Consider the following 17,455-nt stretch of genomic DNA (forward strand, 5'->3'; position numbering starts at 1 on the left):
ACTTAAACTTTCCTATGAGCTAAAAAAAGACAGCCGTTTACTAGCTGTCTTTAGAATAGATACTTTTATTTGTGGTTTATAATGGAATTTTGCTCTATTAGGATTTCTGTTTTATTGCCAGTAGCTGAAACTGTTGCATGAGACCCTACCGGAATCGTTGCGAACGGCTGAACATGGCCAAAATTAACATTACCTATAATTGGAATATGTGCTAATTCCTTCTTTGATGCAATAATTTTTCTAAGAGCTTCTTCTGTTATATGTGAATCTTTTTGAAATCTACCAATCAAAACTGCTTGAATATCTTTAGCATCTGGAAGATGAAGAAGTGATTGAAGATCACGATCAAATGTTAGAGCATGTGATTCATCATCATCCTCAATAAAGAGGATCGCATTTTTCAGTGAAGGCATAAACTCTGTACCTTGCAATAAATTAAGTGTACATAAATTTCCGCCAATTAAAGTACCTTCTGCTTTCCCTTCCTGCAGCACAAAATAGCCATCCTGTTCAATGAATGTTCGATCCTCTTGATCAAGATACCATGCATCATCACTCCAATGAGAGGATGGTTCAATCTCATATGGAGCATCGTTTGTGACAGCTTGAATGAAAGATTCTAATGTATACTCAAATCCATATTTTACTCCAAAGCTTGAGAAATTTGGTCCTGAATAATTAATCAAGCCGGTTTTTTTGTAAATCGCTGCGTTTAACGCCGTTATATCACTATATCCGCAAAATACCTTTGGGTTGTCGCGGATTAAGTCAAAATCAATATACTTTAGCAGCTGATTCGCATTATAGCCGCCAAGCACCGTAAGAATTCCTTTTACATCAGGATCACGAAAAGCGTCGTGTAAATCCTCGATTCTCTCTTCTATTGAGGTACTAAAAAAATCATCATGCTGTTCAACATTTTTTCCAAAAGTAACATTGAACCCGAGTTGATTCAACCGCTCTGACGCAATTTCTATTTGCTTCCCTTTTAAAATCGCCATACTTCTTGATGGGGCTATTACCCTAATTTGATCTCCTGGTTTTAACCGTCCCGCAAGCATATTGATCTCTCCCTATTTACTAATAAAATAACAATATTTTACCAGACTTATAGCAAGTATAAAAGAACAATTATTTTTTAATAAAAATAGTTAATATATGTATAATACAATATTGGCCGATACTTAATGGGAAGTTAAAATTTACTTTAGCCCGATATTAATCTTGAACATTTCTTTTAGACAAAAATGACTGCCCCTTTGAATAAAAGAGACAGTCCTGATATGATAATTAATTCCAATAACTTTTTACTTATTCATTTACAATCTTGCTCTTGGTCAAAGAATGACCTCTTTTCTTTTTATCAGAAGCCTACACAGCTTGCTCCAATAATAATCAATAGAATAAACAATACAACAATTAAGGCAAAGCCGCCAAACCCACAACCACCTACAGGTCCTATACCAACACCAGCAACTGGAAATCCATAACCACCTACAGGTCCTATACCAGCACCAGCAACTGGAAATCCACACTCACCTACAGGTCCAATGCCAGCACCAGCAACTGGAAATCCATATCCTGGATAGCATGGATCACATCCATATCCATATTGCATAATTTTCACTCCTCGCTTTTTTTGGGGCATTTTCCATATTAACTTATGATGTTGGTGCTTGACCTGTACGGGTGTTTGCCTATTTTATCGAAAAGTGCTGTCTAAACTTTTTAGCACAGATTATAAATAAAATAGACCCCTTTTTCCAAAGAGGTCCAAAATTTCTTTCATTAGTAATTTTCCTTTTTTGCATTCTTTACACTAATGGTAATGCTTTTCCAGCGTTTTTTCTCCTCAACCTGGGCTCGTTTTTCTTGTTTTCTTTCTAAATAGGCAAGCTCTTTTTGGAGTTTTTTATAGCTTAAAAGACGATCTATGTCAAATATGCCGTCTTTAATTGCCTGTTTAACTGCACAGCCCGGCTCCTGTTCATGAGTACAGTTCCTAAACTTACATTCTTCTGCAGTCGTTTCAATATCAGAAAAGCTTTCGACTAAACCATCATTGCTATCCCAAAGCTGAAGCTCCCTCATGCCTGGCGTATCGATCAAAACTGTTCCTCCAGGAAGAAGTATCAATTCACGATGAGTGGTTGTATGTCGACCTTTATCATCAACTTCACGAATTTCCTGTACCTTCTGCTTTTCCTCTCCTAAAAGATAATTCGTCAATGTTGATTTTCCTACACCAGAGGATCCAAGTAGTGCAACTGTATTCCCCGGCAAAAGAAATGTTTGCAGTTCAGAAATCCCCTTTTCTTCAATGACACTGACAGTTACTACAGGTACGCCCATTGCAATTCCTTCTATAGCGGATAATTTTTTTTCCAAATCATCACATAAATCTGACTTAGTTAAAACGATAACTGGGTTAGCACCACTTTCCCAGGATAACAGCAAATATCTTTCAATTCGACGTAAATTAAGATCATCATTAAGTGAATTGACAAGGAATATGGTATCTACATTCGTAGCCACAATTTGCTCCTCGGTATTTGTACCAGCAGCTTTTCTGGAGAACTTACTTTTCCTAGGTAGTACTCCGTGTATCATTCCACGATCTTCTCCAGTTCGTGCTTTTAACACAACCCAATCCCCTACAGCAGGAAAATCCTCTCTAGAGGCAGCCAAATAGGAAAACTTCCCTGACACTTCACAAAGAAGCTCTCCTTCCTCAGTCCACACGCGATACATTCTTTTATGTTCAAGCGCTACCCTGCCAACAATATAGCCTTCTTCTTTATATGACTCAAATTCGTTCTCAAAAAATTCATTAAAACCAATCGTAGATAAATTCAAATTTAATTCCTCCATGCTTATAAAAGTATAAAAAAACCATAGGCAACACAGCCCATGGTTTAATAAGCATAGAAAAAATTAAATTTCTACTAAATTAAACAGATATAGATTGGGCTGTGCAATAATTATCAACAAATAACGTATTTACAAATAATAATATTGACATTGCACTTCACCCACCTTCCGTATCTTTGTTTTTATTATATGGAATAGCTATCCAAAAGTAAAGTACCATTTACAAATTTTTTAAAAAACATGAACTACATTCATGACACCCCCCTATATAATCATGCATATGTTAATGGCATATACCATCTAGATTGGAGCGAGGGGTATGTCTAGAAATAGAAATAATTTAGATTTTTTTCAAAAAGCAGGCAAATACGATTTGCTAGCAAATTACTATAAATATTCTGACCCCAATAAGCATATTGCATATTACCAAAAACATTTACATTATATAAATATGGCCACACATTATTTACGATCGAACATGATGTCTAATCATCAAAATATAACTGATTCTGGAAAAATTCGCTTCGTACATGCTTCTACGGATACAAAAAATGTAGATATTTATATTAATGGAATACGAATACTAAGGGATTTCCCATATAAAGAAATAAGTAATTACTTGTCAATCCCCATAGGCAAGCATCAGGTCGATATTTATCCTGCAGGAAATATGGTCTCCACTATACTAAGCAGAAAAATAAAGATTGAACATGACAGGCATTATACTTTTATTCCTACTGGTTATGTAAAGAATATAAAGTGGATTGTATTAGAAGATGAACCACGAGTACCTAACAAAGAAACCAAATTAAGATTTGTCCATCTTTCCCCTGACTCTCCAGAATTGGATATTGCAGTTAAAGACAGGGATGTCTTATTTTCAAATGTATCATTCCGCAAATCTACAAGTTACCTAAGCCTCTCTCCAATGATAGTAGATCTGGAAGCGCGAATATCAGGCTCTTCTAATATCGTCCTGCCATTATCCCAAATCCAGCTTAAGCCAAAAAGAGCTTATTCTATTCTGCTTATTGGATTAGCAGATGGCGAACCTAATTTAGAAGCAATCATCATTAAAGGATAAAGTGAATCGTTATTTGTGGGAGACCAACTGCCTGTTAATTCGCGATAAAAAGAGGCATGAAACAAAAGTACTAAAAGACTTTTGTTTCATGCCTTCATTCAATTTTCTTTTTACTTAACTGGTACCCATAGTGTGAATCGAATATCATCATTTCTTAAATCAAACTCATCCACTTTTACATGAATATCACTTTTTAACTTCATTTTCTGCAATGAAACATATATTTTTTCTTCATTCGGCTGAATTGTAACCCAATTCGGGAGTTTATATTTATCTCTTACAAATTTTAATACATATGAAACCGGCAATTGCAGCTGACCAACGGAAATCGACTTTTGCTCGAGGAGAATATCGCCATTTTCTAATGCAATTGGTTCAAAAGTTAGCTTCATTTGAATTTCTTGACTAAATACAGGTAGTGCACCTCTCAGCTCTACTTCGTCATTTAATAAAATTTGATAGTCGATCGCCCCGTTTAAACTTTCTTTTTCTAGATAATGATTAATAACTTGATTTAAATCCTGTTTATCTGTCTTAATCTTAAACGGGACATGAGCAGTTGTATTCAGGTCAGGTGATGTATATTCATCTTCCTCAATTGGGCTGTAGATTAAAAATAACAATAAAACAATTATGAATAAATTAATACCCAGTAAAAGGAAAAAAAGATTTTTCCATTTCTGTTTTTTCAACTTTCATTCTCCCCATTTCCCTCTGCTAGTATTTATTTGGCAGCTTTAATAAAGCTTCCTCTTTTAAAGTTTCGTAAATTCGGTCAGCAATCAGTTCATATCCTTTATCATTTGGATGGAAATAATCCTCGTACAGCAATTCATCCGAATTATTTTCGAAAAGATCATCAATTTCTACAAAATAAGTCTCTGGAAATTTTGCGAGCACATTTTTACTTGTTTCATTCCAGTCGTCAACAATCTGATTAATTTCGGTAATATTCGCAAACCATTTCAAAAATGGATTATACAATCCTACTAAAACAACCATACTTCGTGGGTTTTCCTCTCGAATTGTTGTGACCACTTGTTCTAAATTATCTTGATAAATAAGCTTCTGCTTTTGAAAGGCCTGCATATTTAAATTTGAGAAGTTCTCTCGAACAACCTTCATCATATCATTCCCGCCAATTGTCAAGATAACAAAATCTGCATCACCAATCGCTGTCTTTACCTTATTCGAGTTAAGCCTTTTAAGAAGCTGATCTGATCGATTACCTTTAACTCCAAAGTTATAGAAATTAGCCTCATTTATCCCCTTATCTTCCTCTAGCTTATCTTTAAGATAATGTGTATATCCGCCACGATTTGTGCTGTCCCCAACCCCTTCAGTTAAGGAATCTCCTGCTGACACAATCGTAATGTTTTGCGGAATAAAATCATTAGGCAGTTCTGCCTTAGCCAAGAGCGCCGATTCCTTTGATTGGTTAAAGCTTACTGCATTGGAAGTGGAATGTGTACTGCATGAGGATAAAATGACCGTACTTAAAACGATAATAAGCAATTTACTTCTCATGTATTCACCCTCCTTATAAAACGTAATCTTTAAGTAGTGGGGGGGGTAATATTTTTTCTGTAATATATTATAACACGAGCATCCATATTCTTTTTAAATCAAAGGTACCATTTGCACATATTCCCATTTTTCGCAGAAAAAATAGACCAAAAAAGGTCTATTGTAAAGTCTTAATATCTTTTATGATTTCATCATATGGAGTTTCTTTATCCCCAGAATACATTTTCATAATTTCCCCATCTTGATTAACTAAATAAAAATATGTTTGATGTATAACATTTGGGTCATTTTCAGGTTTTTTGACAATCGTTTTAAAATTATCCATTGCGAATTTCTCTATCTCTTCCTGCTTATAGCCAGTCAGAAAGTGCCAGTTCTTAAAATCTACATTAAATTCCTTTGCGTAATTCGTTAATACCTCTGGACTATCCAGTTCAGGATCTACACTAAAGGATACAAACTCAATGTTTTCGATCTTTTCCTTTTTGGTCAACTCTTGCAATTTAGCCATATTAAACGTCATTGGTAGACAAACATCAGGACAATTCGTATAAATAAAGTCTGCAACCCATACTTTTCCTTTTAGATCATCTAAACCGAATGTTTCATTATTATTGTCTGTATATGTAAAATCAGTAATTGGCCAATTTTTTGCATCTTTTATTTCACTTTTACCACAAGCTGAAAGTACAAATACTGTTAAAATGGTAATGATAGTAATAATTCGAAATTTCATCTCTCTATCCGCTCCTCTACATATTCGAAACTATTCTAGCAGACGTAAACGAGAGAAGAAAGAAAAAAGTATGGCGAAATTGTGACAATCATTAATTATTAATTATTTTTCAACTATTTTTTCAATAAAAAATCCGAGAATTTAAATAGAAGGACAACTTTATCATTACATTTCTTCGTCAATTAACGGTATATAAATTTTGAAAGTTGTTCCCTTTCCTTTTTGACTTTGGACCTCTATTTTCCCCTTCATTCGATCAATAATCTGATAACAAACCATCATGCCAATACCAGTTCCCTTTTCTTTGAGAGAATAAAAAGCAGTTCCCAATCTTTCAAGCTCTTCACTGCTCATTCCAATTCCAGTATCACTTATTTTAAACACACCAAACGGACCTTCTTTATATACGAATATGCTTAAAGTACCGCCATCTTTCATTGCTTCTATTCCATTTTTTAAAATATTGATTAGGACTTGCTTAATTTCGCTTATATTACCGTTAATGATTACGCCTTCTTGTAAATCATGAACAAGCAATATATTTTTTGACATCATTGCATAGGAGTTTATTAAATCAAGTACCTTTGATGCCAATTCACCTCCGTCTACCTTTTCGGTCTGTTCAAGGTCTGGCTTTGCTAAAGATAAATAATCATTGATGATCGTTTCAGCGCGATTCATTTCCTCAATCATAAGTCGTATGTACATCCGTTCTTCATCACTCATCTGATCTTTTGCTAAAAAGATTTGTAAAAATCCTTTCACGACAGTCATCGGATTTCTAATTTCATGAGCAACTGATGCAGCCAATTGACCAATTGCATTCATTTTTTCTGCTCTTTGCAGCTCACGCTGAATTTTAGATCTTTGTAGTATTTGTTCCATCTCATCAATGGCTACCTCGAATCTATGCAACGAAACGCCACTTCTATTCATTGTTCCAAATTGTTTAGAAGTTGCAGATAATCGATCAAAAAGCAATGAAAGCTGGTTCGTCATATTATTAAATCGTTCAGATAAAACACCTAGATCGGATTGATTCGTAAATTTTAATTTGACATTGAAATTTCCATTACTTACTTCATTAAAGCCTGTAATGATCTCATTGATCGGGGCGAATACATTTTTTAGTCCTTTCCTTAGCACAAAATACCCGAGAACCATTATTATTAGAAAAGTACCAATTAAGTATACAGAAATATCTTTTTGATATTCACTAATAATTTCAGCACTTATATCAAAGCCTAGAACCCCTACAATATTTTCATTATGATCTTTAATTGGAACAAATGAGGATATCCAGAGACCAGAATTCTTATAATACAGGCGACTAGAGGCAATATCATTAGTTGATAGTGCTTCGTTAAATCCCTCTATAAATGCTTCTTCTGCTCTATAAAAAGTAAAGGGTTTAATTCCTAATTTTTCATAACTCTTTGAGGTAGCTAGAATGTAAATTGTATTTTCAGTTGTTACACTAGGTGTAAGAATGATGGAATCCATGTATGGAGCTTTTTCATTCACGAGAGAAATTTTTTCAGTTATGTTTTTATAGGAAGGATGATCTGTATCCCTATTATCCTTCAACTTCAAAATATCTCCCGCATCAATTGTTGTACTCCAAAGAGATGACATTTCCACTACCCGATATCGTAGCTGTTTCTCCATTAGTTTTGTTTGAAGGATTAGGATAATGCCCGCTGTAGAAACAACTAGAATCAAGCTTATATAAAAAGAGAAAAATAAAACCTTTCTGGAAATAGGCAAGTTATCAATATAATCCTTCATAATTTGTCACAATTCCTCTTTTCCTCAACAATCTATTATCATTTTCGACATAGGAGGTCTTAATTCCTTTAAAATCTTGAAATTACAACAAAACATGAACACTTTCATTATTCCAATGATGTGCTTCCACAGTTATATGACAATAAGGTAAACGTTGAGGTTGTTTAGAATGGTCATGGAACACGTTGTGGCGTTTTTATTTTGCTTAATTCTATTCAACTTCACAGAAATTAAAAAAGGTACCAGTTCTCACTGATACCCAAAAAATATTAAGCGTTATTCTTTAATTCTGGAGTCTTATACAACTGCCTATAAACAGACCATTTTAAAACTCTTTTTAAATATTCTCTAAAGGAAATAATGTTGTTAACTCTTTTATTACTTCCGTAATTGGAAGTGATTAAAGTTTGCAAACGGACTTGAATCATGAAATGAAATGGGCTATTTCTATCTAATACAGGAATCTCCGTAATCTTTACCTTCTGTCCAACAGCATTTTTGAACTCTAGGCTTTTCAATAGCAAATTATCAATCCTCTTTTTTACCCGTTTGACTATATTATACATGAAACATCTAGCAAAGTATGTCTAATTATGCCCTAAGTAGAAACTTTTTTCGATTTTATAAAGTTTACTAGTTTTCATCAATCGTTTCAAACTCAGAGTTTTTTTGCCATTCCTTTTCCTTTTTCATTTTCCGCTTGTATACAATTTTTGATAAATTAATGCTGATTTCATACAAAAATAACAACGGAATTGCCACAAGGAAATCTGACATAAAATCAGGTGGAGAAATGACGATCGCGATCAAAATCAATGCAAAATATGCAAATTTCCTAATTTTTGTGAGCGCGTATGGATTTAATATCCCTAAGGAGGTTAAAAACATGACAACGACTGGTAATTCAAATAACACTCCAAATGGGATCGTCATATGCAAAATAAATCTGAAATATTTATCAGCCGTAAAATTCGTTACCAGCATGTCGCCACCCAGTTCAACTAAAAAGTTCAACACAGTTGGTAAGATGACAAAATAACCAAAACAAAGACCAACAATAAATAAAACAAATAGTGCTGGAATATAGGAAAGCGATATTTTCTTTTCAAAAGGCTTTAAAGCTGGTTTAACGAACAACCAAATTTGTAAGGCAAGTATAGGGATTGTTGCTGCTATCGCAATGACGGAAGCAATCATAAAGTATACCCAAATTATATCACTTGGTCCAAGTACAATTAACTTCACATCAAGATCGCGAACTAACCATTTATAAATCTCTTCAACATACATGAAACCTACTACAAAAAAAACTAAAAAAGCAGCTACAGAAATAATAAGCCTCTTCCTTAATTCATCCAAATGCTCAACTAAGTTCAGTTCTTTATCTTCCATTTGTTTCTCCTGCCAATATCAATGTTTGGAATAAGAAAAGCGAAGTTATACCTTTTTTTCTTTTACAATTAGGATAAAAAAAGGGCAAGATCAAAAATCTTGCACCTTATTTAATCGCTTTTTTCTTGTCGTCGTCTTCCAACTCTTCCATAACATCACTTGTTAATTCACGAGTTGATTTCTTAAATTCTCTAAGTGTTTGCCCAAAAGCTCGACCGATTTCCGGTAATTTTTTTGGACCAAAAATTATTAATGCTAAGACAAGAATTAATATTAATCCAGGAACTCCGATGTTTGATAACATAAACATCCTCCTTCAGAATGACTTACTAATTAATCTATTTTCATTATAGTCCTTTAATCGAATTTTGTGGGAAAAGTTGAATAAAATTCACATTTAGTTCACAAAAACGAATATGATCAATACAATTTTACAAAAATGAAAAATTATCTTTACATAATAAGTATAATATTTAATTGTTGTTTAAACAAGCAAATGAAAAAGATTACTGTCTTTGTTGATTTCCGTATAATCAAACCCCTTTTTGTTCATTCTATGGATTAAACCAGGGTAGTCTTCTCTATGTTTTAATTCTATCCCTACTAATGCTGGACCATTATCTTTATTATTCTTTTTCGTATACTCAAATCTTGTAATATCATCTGTTGGACCGAGTACTTCGTCAAGGAACTCCCTTAATGCACCTGCACGTTGAGGAAAGTTTACAATGAAATAATATAACAGACCTTCATATTGTAAAGATCTCTCCTTCATCTCTTGCATCCTGCCAAAATCATTATTCCCACCACTAATAACACATACGATATTCTTCCCTTTAATTTTTTCTTTATAGAAGTCAAGAGAAGCAATTGGTAATGCACCTGCTGGTTCAGCGACAATTGCATGTTCATTATATAATTCAAGGATTGTCGTACAAACCTTTCCTTCTGGTACAAGCAAAATATCGTCTATAAGCTCCTCGCAAATGTCAAAAGTCTTCTCTCCAACACTTTTGACGGCTGCTCCATCAATAAATTTATCAATTTCCGCTAATGAGGTAACACACTTATTCTTAATAGATATACTCATAGATGCTGCACCTGCTGGTTCAACACCGATCATTTTTGTTTGCGGAGAAATACTTTTAATATATGTACTTAGCCCAGCCATTAACCCTCCTCCGCCAATACTTGCGAAGACATAATCTATAGACTCCTCACAGTCATTTAAAATTTCAACTGCAACTGTTCCTTGACCCGCAATGACTCTTTCATCATCAAAAGGATGAATAAATGTACTCTGTTCTGATTTAGCACATTTATTAGCTTCAGCATACGAATCATCAAATGTATCACCAACAAGTACAATATCAACAAATTCTCTGCCAAACATCTCAACTTGACTAATCTTTTGCCTTGGGGTCGTTGTGGGCATAAAGATTTTCCCACGAACACCTAAATGTCTGCACGCATAAGCAACTCCCTGAGCATGATTGCCAGCACTTGCACAGACAACTCCATTTCTCGTTTCCTCAACACTTAATGACTTAACAGAATAGTACGCACCTCTAAGCTTAAAAGAACGGATATGCTGTAAATCTTCCCTTTTCAAAAATACATTACAATTATATTTTTCAGAAAGTCGCTCATTTCTTTGTAAAGGTGTATGGGAGACGATATCTTTAAGCTGCTGGTATGCAATTAAAATCTCCTCCAACTGCACCCACCTTTTTTTCAATAATTTCTGTTCCATATTGTCACCCTCACTTCTTTTCGATTTAATTTTTCCATTATACCATTTGTTTTCATGATTTCAACCTAATTTTTTCAAAATTTATATTTTTCCAATATTAATTGAATAGCATAGGAGGAATTCATCATATAATAAGCGAAAGTTAATGAAAAATATTTTTCAACTGATTTTTTGAGCTAATCAGAAAAGTAAAGTTTCTGCTAAAAAGATCGCATAAGTAAAACTAAGGCATTCGCCGAAGGTCACCGTGAACGCCAAGTTTTTCTAAACATTTATCGGAGGTGGAGGAAATGGAGTTTTCTTTATGTAGCCTAGATTGTGCTTTGCCTGTTGAAGTGATTTTGGATGAGGATAATGGAAGGTATATGATCCGTAAAAGCGATTCTAGTGGAGAATTTTTTAATACTCCCCATGAATTAATCCAATGGGTCAATAATAATTTTAGTGCTGAAGAATTCTGCGATCCATCTGAGTTTCAATCGATGATCAAAAAATTAAGCGATTATTTAAGCAATCCGAATTATTAGCGAAAAAAGACTCCACAATTGGAGTCTTTTTTATTGAGAATTAATGGATTTTTTATCCAAATCACCAAAATTATTTTCTTTTATAAATTTCAAATTCATAATCAAATGGATTCTTCTCATCCTTAAGACCTTTTTCCTTAGAAATAAGCTCCCATTCTGAAAAATTTATTTCAGGAAAATATGTATCTCCTTCAAATCGGTGATAAATTCGAGTTAAATATAATCGATCTGTAAATGGCAATACTAGCTTAAAAATTTCAGCCCCGCCAATGACAAATATTTCATCGTCTCGTTGGTTACTAAATTCCATCAATTCTTCAATAGAATTTAGTACGGTACATCCTTCGTATGAGAATGATGGATTACGAGTTACGACAATATTGTCTCTCCCAGGTAAAGGGCGCCCGAGAGAATCCCATGTTTTTCTTCCCATTGCAATCGGTTGCCCCATTGTTGTTCTTTTAAAAAATTTTAAGTCTTCTGGAATATGCCAAGGAAGCTCATTATTTCTGCCAATAACACGATTTTCATCCATTGCCCAAATAAGAGAAATCATACGCTAACAGCTCCCTTAATATGCGGGTGGGGCTCGTAGTTTTCTAAGGAGAAGTCCTCATACTTAAAGCTGAAAATATCTTTTACTTCAGGATTTATTTTCAATATCGGCAATGAGCGTGTGTCACGGCTAAGCTGCAGCTTTATTTGTTCTAAATGATTTGTATATATATGTGTATCCCCGAATGTATGGATGAATTCCCCAGGCTCTAAATCGCACACTTGAGCTATCATTAGAGTCAGTAATGCATATGAAGCAATATTAAATGGAACACCCAGAAATACATCCGCTGACCTTTGGTAAAGCTGACAAGATAATTTCCCTTCTGCGACATAAAATTGGAACATGCAGTGGCAAGGTGGTAGCGCCATCTTCTCAATATCACCAACATTCCATGCATTTACAATCATTCTTCTTGAATCAGGGTTCGTTTTTATTTGCTTGATTAAGTCACTGATTTGATCAATTGTCTTTCCGTCAGCACCTGTCCATGATCTCCATTGATGTCCATATACAGGTCCTAAATTACCATCCTGATCGGCCCACTCATTCCAAATTCTTACTCCGTTATCTTGAAGATATTTAATATTCGTATCTCCTTGCAAGAACCATAGCAACTCATGAATGATTGATCGTATATGCAATTTCTTAGTTGTTAAAAGAGGAAAGCCTTTTTGCAGATCAAATCGCATTTGATATCCAAAAGTGCTAATCGTACCAGTTCCCGTTCTATCCTCTTTTTTTACCCCATGTTCTAACACATGCTCACATAGTTTTAAATATTGTTTCATCTTTCACACAACCTTTTCTTTTCAACATGGTTATTATTTTATCAAAGGAAACAGTTTTAGACTAATTTAATTTTTTTATAAATTTGTATGTTTCAGGTGCCTTTTCTTTTAGTAGTCTCCGATCTTTTCCACCAAGGTAATACATAGCAAATGTTTCAGCAAAGTATTCTTCAGGAAATGAAAGGAAATAGTCATTATTCGGAAATAACAGTGTTTTTTCTTTATTCCATGCTGAAAGAAATTTATCATCATAACGGATTCCATCATAAACGTGACGATCAATAGAATGGGCAAGCTCATGCAGCTCTAAATTAACAGAGCTGTGTCCTTTCCCCTTCTCACTGTTGCCGATCTTTACAAGAACTGTTTTAGATCCCCCTATTCCAGGAACATCATCCCAAGTCGTTCCGTTTTTATATCCCCTCGGAATTATTCCTGCTAGATCACTTGCAGTAGGATTATCAGTTAATTTACCTACAAATAATTTAACCTTAATATGCTCATTTGCAATTTTCTTCAAAAGTGAGTAGGGTAAATTATCAATCCGTGAAATAATTTCAGCAGCTTTTAGCTCATCAAATGGTTCAGTTGGAAGAATGATAATATTTCCTAATAGATTCGGAGAGTTTAGAACAAGTGATTGATTGAGAAGGGATTTACTTGCATAATCCTTAAGGATGATACCGTCAGTTTCAGCCTGCGAACTCCCCATTAATGGAAGGGAAATTGACAAGGTGAATAATAATGACAACATTCTTTTCATTGTTAACGCCCCTTCTGCAAATCTTAGATGCTTCTAATCTATGTTTTCAAAAGAATTTTTTAGTATGATAGATTACGTAAATTATATCATACGTGAAAAACTCAAAATATGATCGTTAACTAGGAAAACTTGGAAATAAAAAAAGAGGCTCTAATATTATTTCAGAGCCTCTTAATAGCTTGTTCAATTAACTATAAGAACGAACAACATCTGCTAATCCTGCAGCGGATGTACCAGTTCCAATTGCGGCAAATTTCCAATCTCCACCGTTACGGTAAATTTCCCCTACAACTAAGCAAGTTTTGCCACTATAATCATCTGTTAAATTAAAATGTATTAATTCCTGGTTATTGGCTGAATTAACGATACGGATGAAGGCATTTTGAATCATACCGAAATGCTGTTTTCTTTTCAAACAATCATAAATATTTACAACGAAAACAAGCTTTTGAATTTGCGATGGTACCCGATCTAAGTCAATTAGGACTTGCTCATCATCTCCGTCTCCATCACCAGTTAAGTTATCTCCAGTATGCTGTACACTGCCATCGTTGCTCTTTAAATTTCCAAAATAGATGACATCGCTGTTATTTCTAATTTTTTCATTTTCTCCCAGCAATAATACTGAAGCATCACAATCAACATTCGGGCTTCCACCGCCCCCAAATAAAGATCCGAATAATCCTCCACCGCCCTTGCTTTGAACGGGATCCCAGCCAAGCCCAACCATAATTTTCGATAGACCTGGATTTCCTTTCGTTAAATCAACACGTTGACCCTTTTGTAAATTAATTGCCATTATTTTCACCTCATCAATTTTTATATAAGAATTAAACGGGCAAAATTACCCTTGATTCTTTATTTTTTTAAAATTGTCCTGCAGCTGTTCTAATCTTCTTGTTCCTTCTTCTCTTAAGCGTTTATTATCTTCTTCAATTGCTTTTGTTTCCTGCATTCCTTTAATAATAATATTCCAAGATTCTTCAATCGTTTCGATCTTTATACTAGGTCCTCCTGCAAGTCTAGCAATATCAGCACTTTGAGATGAAATATTTTGAGCATTTCGCAGTAGCATTTCATTCGTCCTTCTATCAAGCTCATTCATAGAGTCCGCTACAAGCTTTTGTCTTTTCGCAGCAACTGCTTGAATTAAACCGTTTTTAAAGATTGGGATTGTTGTGACAAAAGCTGAATTGATTTTCCCAATTAGCTTTGTATTCCCTCTTTGCAAAAGTCGAATTTGCGGTGCAGTTTGTAAAGATACCATCTTTGCCATTTCAAGATCGTAAACTCTTTGCTCTAATAAATCAATTGCATTTCTTAGAGTATCGAGCTGCATAGAAGCCATTTGATCTCCTGATGCAACGCGAGCTTCAAGCTGAGGAAGCTGATTTGTCTTTAATTCATCAGCCTTCATTTGGCCTGCAACAGCATATTTTTCAAGAGTTAAATAATATTGATAGTTTTGCTCGTACATTTGGTCAAGCATTGTAGTCGAGTCGACCATCTCATTTTGATACTTTGATATTTCGACATAGACTTTATCAATTTCCATTCCCATTGTTTGGTATTTCCCAAACAGTTTATCGATTAGTTTTTCACCTTTTTTGAAGAGCTTTCCAAATAATCCACCAGATGTCTTTTCAAAATCTTTTTTATCAAACTTATCCATGATCTTACCAAGCTGCTTTAATAGTTCTCCCGAATCTTCTACTTTAGTAGCTCTCATATTGCCTAAAATTTGATCAGAGAAACGAGAAATTTGTGTAGCTGGTTCTTTCCCAAATTCTAAAATTTGAATTTGGTCTCTTTCATCTATAGAACGTGCTAAATTCTGCACCTCCGCATCATTACGAAGTGCTAATTTTATTTCGGATGCAGATGCTTCAGTAAGCTTATCATCCTGCGTTTTGTTCAAGGTCAGTTCTAGATTGGACTGTTGCGTTTGATTCATAGACTTAATCTCTCCTTATATTTTTGATTATCCCTTTAACCTTTTTAAATAAGGAAGGTTCCTTAAATTCCTGTTCAAAAACAACATCTTCAAGCCAATGTGCATCATACAATCCTTCTTCAATAAAGTTTTCTAGATCGTTATGGCCGGATGGATTGTATAAAACAATGTCAATTCCAAATTGATTTAATAATAACAGAAGAGCAGCATCTGTTCTTGTCATCGTTCCATTCAGTTCATTGTTATAGAGAATTAGCTTTGGCACATCTTGAGAATAGTCAAACTTTTGCATAAACTGCAAGACACTAGCAGGTATTTGCATGCCTTGGGCAAAAAGATATGATTTTATCTCTTCTATATTTTCATGATAAGCAGGCTTTAAATATGGCCTTGCACAAATATTTCGAATAGCTGTAGCTATTCCATTTTGAAGACCAGTCGGCAAATGCTGATACTTCCAATAATGTGCAGTCACCATTTTTTGAGGATCTAATAGCCCATCCTTTCCAAGTGCATTCCGATAATGAAAACGGAAATCATTATTTACAATATTTGTGAAAGGAAATCTCCTGATCAATAGACTATACTCATTGTCACTAATGAATTGTATGCGATCCCAATACTCCTTCCGATTTTTACTCACGCCTTGGATTTTTGCAAAAATCGAAGGGATTTTTACCTGTCCGTTCTTAACTTCAAAATTTGGGCGAATCATTGCCTTTTCTTTGATCAAAATAAAGAGCTCATCATAAGTTGTTTTAAGTGTGACTGAGATTGGTGTATAATCCCGAAGCTGCCATGGCTTATAAAGACCGGAACCTTCATGGTTTAAAATAGACTCAATTTCTCTTGATGCTTTGTATGCAACGGTTGCTGATCTTCTTCTCCTTTCTGTTGGAAAGGATTCAGCCTGTTTCCGCTCAGGATAGCTGTAAACAAATACTCCAATCTGATCTATTCCAATACTTGAGAGCATATCGTCTCCTGATGGTGAAAAATAAATAATGTCGCACCCAAGTACTAGTAAAAAATACAGGAAATATTTCTGGCTTTTGTTTGAATCTCCATACCATAAAAATTTTGGCATAGACTGCTCTGGATTAACCATATTCCAATTATCACCGATATGGTTAAATGACCATTTCACTACATCCACAAGAACTCTTCGCAACTCATTACTTTTTAACCCATCTACCTCATTGGATGAAAATTGCTGCAGCATAGAGATCATCGCTTCCCTAACCTTTCTATGCATGGAGGGGTTCTTTGATTTTAAAAGTAACTGTTCTCCATCTAGAAATGCAACAAAACGGTTAATAGATAATTTCTGCTCTCGATTAATATTTAGGACCTTTTGAATAGCTTGAAAATGATGGTTATCAATTTTTTTGTCCAGTGAATCATCACTTATCAAAATAAGTCCTGACTGTTCAGTATGAATTAAATCATATAAGCGGTTATAATACTCGTCCTCATCAAGAGGTAAACCTAAAAAACAAGCAACAATCTGAGAGATATGAATTGAATCTTGTTCAATAATAAATTGCGGTCTTTCCTTCATTGGCTTTTGTAACGTACTAAACCAATTTTCATATGTAATGGGCAAAATTTGTGTTTTCATTTGACTGTAAGAGTGATTCATCATAAAATCCCTTCCCCTCTGCGAGCGAAAGATGGTAATAAGACAAGTAGTAACATATTCATTTCCTTTAC

The 17,455-nt window shown here is 34.4% G+C and carries 19 protein-coding genes; 2 read left to right on the forward strand and 17 right to left on the reverse strand.

All coding sequences use genetic code 11. From position 1 onward, the window contains the following. Positions 1-65: 65 nt before the first annotated feature. From FSZ17_RS14265 to rsgA, 3 genes are all read right to left on the reverse strand, one after another. On the reverse strand, positions 66-1,061 hold the full coding sequence (locus FSZ17_RS14265) for a S66 family peptidase (RefSeq protein WP_057771173.1): 996 nt from the start codon (positions 1,059-1,061) through the stop codon (positions 66-68). A gap of 302 nt (positions 1,062-1,363) precedes the next feature. Continuing rightward, positions 1,364-1,507: a YjcZ family sporulation protein gene (locus FSZ17_RS14270; RefSeq protein ID WP_194295279.1), complete on the reverse strand. Its 144-nt coding sequence runs from the start codon at positions 1,505-1,507 to the stop codon at positions 1,364-1,366. 281 nt (positions 1,508-1,788) lie between these two features. Continuing rightward, positions 1,789-2,871, reverse strand: coding sequence for a ribosome small subunit-dependent GTPase A (gene rsgA / locus FSZ17_RS14275; protein ID WP_185150629.1), 1,083 nt, complete (start codon positions 2,869-2,871; stop codon positions 1,789-1,791). A 319-nt stretch (positions 2,872-3,190) separates the two neighbouring features. Here rsgA and FSZ17_RS14280 point away from each other — a divergent pair, with 319 nt between their 5' ends. Continuing rightward, positions 3,191-3,955: a DUF4397 domain-containing protein gene (locus FSZ17_RS14280; RefSeq protein WP_057771179.1), complete on the forward strand. Its 765-nt coding sequence runs from the start codon at positions 3,191-3,193 to the stop codon at positions 3,953-3,955. A 110-nt stretch (positions 3,956-4,065) separates the two neighbouring features. Here FSZ17_RS14280 and FSZ17_RS14285 read toward each other — a convergent pair whose 3' ends face one another. The 8 genes from FSZ17_RS14285 to ilvA form a co-directional block, all read right to left on the reverse strand. Continuing rightward, positions 4,066-4,647 (reverse strand): YpmS family protein, encoded by a 582-nt coding sequence (locus tag FSZ17_RS14285; protein WP_057771181.1) that lies wholly within the window; start codon positions 4,645-4,647, stop codon positions 4,066-4,068. 25 nt (positions 4,648-4,672) lie between these two features. After that, positions 4,673-5,482, reverse strand: a complete 810-nt coding sequence (locus tag FSZ17_RS14290) for an SGNH/GDSL hydrolase family protein (protein ID WP_057771184.1) — start codon at positions 5,480-5,482, stop codon at positions 4,673-4,675. A gap of 157 nt (positions 5,483-5,639) precedes the next feature. Continuing rightward, positions 5,640-6,218 (reverse strand): SCO family protein, encoded by a 579-nt coding sequence (locus FSZ17_RS14295; protein WP_057771186.1) that lies wholly within the window; start codon positions 6,216-6,218, stop codon positions 5,640-5,642. Positions 6,219-6,383: 165 nt separating this feature from the next. Next, positions 6,384-8,006, reverse strand: a complete 1,623-nt coding sequence (locus tag FSZ17_RS14300; RefSeq protein ID WP_057771188.1) for a sensor histidine kinase — start codon at positions 8,004-8,006, stop codon at positions 6,384-6,386. A gap of 269 nt (positions 8,007-8,275) precedes the next feature. After that, on the reverse strand, positions 8,276-8,530 hold the full coding sequence (locus FSZ17_RS14305; RefSeq protein WP_057771191.1) for a DUF2535 family protein: 255 nt from the start codon (positions 8,528-8,530) through the stop codon (positions 8,276-8,278). 109 nt (positions 8,531-8,639) lie between these two features. Beyond that, the gene (gene tatC, locus FSZ17_RS14310; protein WP_057771193.1) at positions 8,640-9,398 is read right to left on the reverse strand and encodes a twin-arginine translocase subunit TatC; all 759 of its coding nucleotides are present in this window, start codon (positions 9,396-9,398) and stop codon (positions 8,640-8,642) included. Between the two features lie 106 nt (positions 9,399-9,504). Continuing rightward, the gene (gene tatA, locus FSZ17_RS14315) at positions 9,505-9,702 is read right to left on the reverse strand and encodes a twin-arginine translocase TatA/TatE family subunit (RefSeq protein WP_057771196.1); all 198 of its coding nucleotides are present in this window, start codon (positions 9,700-9,702) and stop codon (positions 9,505-9,507) included. A gap of 180 nt (positions 9,703-9,882) precedes the next feature. Beyond that, positions 9,883-11,151, reverse strand: a complete 1,269-nt coding sequence (ilvA, locus tag FSZ17_RS14320) for a threonine ammonia-lyase IlvA (protein ID WP_057771198.1) — start codon at positions 11,149-11,151, stop codon at positions 9,883-9,885. 290 nt (positions 11,152-11,441) lie between these two features. Between ilvA and FSZ17_RS14325 the strand changes: the two genes are divergently transcribed. Then, entirely contained in the window at positions 11,442-11,678 is a 237-nt protein-coding gene (locus FSZ17_RS14325) for a hypothetical protein (protein WP_057771200.1), read from the forward strand. Positions 11,679-11,748: 70 nt separating this feature from the next. Here the strand turns inward: FSZ17_RS14325 and FSZ17_RS14330 are convergent, their stop codons facing one another. The 6 genes from FSZ17_RS14330 to FSZ17_RS14355 all read right to left on the reverse strand — a co-directional run bounded on the left by FSZ17_RS14330 (position 11,749) and on the right by FSZ17_RS14355 (position 17,387). Further along, a complete protein-coding gene (locus FSZ17_RS14330; RefSeq protein ID WP_057771203.1) occupies positions 11,749-12,234 on the reverse strand; it encodes a dihydrofolate reductase in 486 nt (161 codons plus the stop codon). Beyond that, complete coding sequence (locus FSZ17_RS14335) at positions 12,231-13,025, reverse strand: thymidylate synthase (RefSeq protein WP_057771205.1); 795 nt, start codon at positions 13,023-13,025, stop codon at positions 12,231-12,233. The genes FSZ17_RS14330 and FSZ17_RS14335 overlap by 4 nt, the downstream gene beginning before the upstream one ends. A 61-nt stretch (positions 13,026-13,086) precedes the next feature. Next, the gene (locus tag FSZ17_RS14340) at positions 13,087-13,788 is read right to left on the reverse strand and encodes an anthrax toxin lethal factor-related metalloendopeptidase (protein WP_057771208.1); all 702 of its coding nucleotides are present in this window, start codon (positions 13,786-13,788) and stop codon (positions 13,087-13,089) included. Positions 13,789-13,975: 187 nt separating this feature from the next. Continuing rightward, complete coding sequence (locus FSZ17_RS14345) at positions 13,976-14,587, reverse strand: TerD family protein (RefSeq protein ID WP_057771210.1); 612 nt, start codon at positions 14,585-14,587, stop codon at positions 13,976-13,978. 45 nt (positions 14,588-14,632) lie between these two features. Continuing rightward, positions 14,633-15,742, reverse strand: a complete 1,110-nt coding sequence (locus FSZ17_RS14350) for a toxic anion resistance protein (protein ID WP_057771212.1) — start codon at positions 15,740-15,742, stop codon at positions 14,633-14,635. Positions 15,743-15,746: 4 nt separating this feature from the next. After that, complete coding sequence (locus FSZ17_RS14355) at positions 15,747-17,387, reverse strand: YceG family protein (RefSeq protein ID WP_322107585.1); 1,641 nt, start codon at positions 17,385-17,387, stop codon at positions 15,747-15,749. Positions 17,388-17,455 lie beyond the last annotated feature (68 nt).

The organism is Cytobacillus dafuensis, from assembly GCF_007995155.1.
Lineage (GTDB): Bacteria > Bacillota > Bacilli > Bacillales > Cytobacillaceae > Cytobacillus > Cytobacillus dafuensis.

What these genes read in the sequence shown, in the direction of transcription:
- FSZ17_RS14345 (WP_057771210.1), bottom strand. Translation starts at nt 14,587, where the DNA reads ATGGCAATTAATTTACAAAAGGGTCAACGTGTTGATTTAACGAAAGGA.
- tatC (WP_057771193.1), bottom strand. Translation starts at nt 9,398, where the DNA reads ATGGAAGATAAAGAACTGAACTTAGTTGAGCATTTGGATGAATTAAGG.
- FSZ17_RS14265 (WP_057771173.1), bottom strand. Translation starts at nt 1,061, where the DNA reads ATGCTTGCGGGACGGTTAAAACCAGGAGATCAAATTAGGGTAATAGCC.
- FSZ17_RS14330 (WP_057771203.1), bottom strand. Translation starts at nt 12,234, where the DNA reads ATGATTTCTCTTATTTGGGCAATGGATGAAAATCGTGTTATTGGCAGA.
- FSZ17_RS14325 (WP_057771200.1), top strand. Translation starts at nt 11,442, where the DNA reads ATGGAGTTTTCTTTATGTAGCCTAGATTGTGCTTTGCCTGTTGAAGTG.
- FSZ17_RS14350 (WP_057771212.1), bottom strand. Translation starts at nt 15,742, where the DNA reads ATGAATCAAACGCAACAGTCCAATCTAGAACTGACCTTGAACAAAACG.
- FSZ17_RS14335 (WP_057771205.1), bottom strand. Translation starts at nt 13,025, where the DNA reads ATGAAACAATATTTAAAACTATGTGAGCATGTGTTAGAACATGGGGTA.
- FSZ17_RS14295 (WP_057771186.1), bottom strand. Translation starts at nt 6,218, where the DNA reads ATGAAATTTCGAATTATTACTATCATTACCATTTTAACAGTATTTGTA.
- FSZ17_RS14290 (WP_057771184.1), bottom strand. Translation starts at nt 5,482, where the DNA reads ATGAGAAGTAAATTGCTTATTATCGTTTTAAGTACGGTCATTTTATCC.
- FSZ17_RS14355 (WP_322107585.1), bottom strand. Translation starts at nt 17,387, where the DNA reads ATGATGAATCACTCTTACAGTCAAATGAAAACACAAATTTTGCCCATT.
- ilvA (WP_057771198.1), bottom strand. Translation starts at nt 11,151, where the DNA reads ATGGAACAGAAATTATTGAAAAAAAGGTGGGTGCAGTTGGAGGAGATT.
- FSZ17_RS14340 (WP_057771208.1), bottom strand. Translation starts at nt 13,788, where the DNA reads ATGAAAAGAATGTTGTCATTATTATTCACCTTGTCAATTTCCCTTCCA.
- FSZ17_RS14280 (WP_057771179.1), top strand. Translation starts at nt 3,191, where the DNA reads ATGTCTAGAAATAGAAATAATTTAGATTTTTTTCAAAAAGCAGGCAAA.
- FSZ17_RS14300 (WP_057771188.1), bottom strand. Translation starts at nt 8,006, where the DNA reads ATGAAGGATTATATTGATAACTTGCCTATTTCCAGAAAGGTTTTATTT.
- tatA (WP_057771196.1), bottom strand. Translation starts at nt 9,702, where the DNA reads ATGTTATCAAACATCGGAGTTCCTGGATTAATATTAATTCTTGTCTTA.
- rsgA (WP_185150629.1), bottom strand. Translation starts at nt 2,871, where the DNA reads ATGGAGGAATTAAATTTGAATTTATCTACGATTGGTTTTAATGAATTT.